Consider the following 1,039-nt stretch of genomic DNA (forward strand, 5'->3'; position numbering starts at 1 on the left):
GATCGCTTTCATCTGTTACACAATCTTGAAGAGACTCTAGAAAAGGCTCTGAAGAGTCACTCAAAAATCCTCAAACAGATTGAACAAGAACAGCTTCAATCCGAAGGAGCTACGGTGTCTGAAGTTTCGACATCACAGGATTCAACTCCCCAAACAGCCCAACAACAGAAAACGGCCCAAAAGCGAGCTGAACGCCTCGAAAACTATGAGCAGGTCCACAGCTTACGGAAGCAAGGATACAAGGTCAAAGATATTGCCTATCATCTAGGGATGGGTGAGCGTACGGTGTATACCTATCTATCGCATGAGACGTTTCCGGAATGGCAGCCATCCAGCCGAAAACGCAGGAGTATTTTAGACCCCTACAAGTCATATCTCATCGATCAATGGAACCAAGGACGTCAGCACACCAAACAGCTCTTTAAGGCAATTCAAGAAAAGGGCTATTCAGGGACCTACGAAACTCTTGCACGCTATACCCATACGCTACGGTCAGCTCAAGCTCAGCTAAGCCCCAACCCTGACTTATTAAAGGACTTGCCTGGTCGAGGTCCGGCCCCAAAGGTCACCATCAAGTCCCAGAAACCGTTAAGTGCTCGGCGAGCGGCTTGGTTAGTTCTCCAGAAACCGGACACGTTGACAGATAAACAAAAAACGCTCTTGGAACGCCTTAGTCAACGATCTGAACTATTGGAGCTCATAAGGCTCACTCAGGACTTTATCAGCCTTGTCCGACAGCGACTTCCTGCACAGTTAGATAACTGGTTAGAAAAAGCTAAGAATACTACAGTGAAAGCATTTCAGAGCTTTGCCAAAGGATTGGACGAAGATTATGATGCGGTCAAAGCTGGCGTTACATTAGAGGTTAGCAATGGCCCCGTTGAAGGCCAAAATAATCGATTAAAAATGCTGAAACGACAAATGTTTGGACGGGCAGAGCTAGACCTATTGGCTAAGCGACTAATTTTAACAAACAGATAGTCTTCTGGGGCGATGGTTCAGGCTAGGGTAGCGCGATCACCAAAAGTCGCCAAGAGCC

General features: G+C 47.0%; 1 protein-coding gene. It reads left to right on the forward strand.

From position 1 onward, the window contains the following. Positions 1–981, forward strand: a 981-nt coding sequence (locus tag DXZ20_RS00670; protein WP_163695666.1) for a transposase, incomplete at its 5' end; no start/stop codon positions are given. Positions 982–1,039: the final 58 nt, after the last annotated feature.

Source organism: Adonisia turfae CCMR0081, from assembly GCF_011009555.1.
GTDB lineage: Bacteria > Cyanobacteriota > Cyanobacteriia > Phormidesmidales > Phormidesmidaceae > Leptothoe > Leptothoe turfae.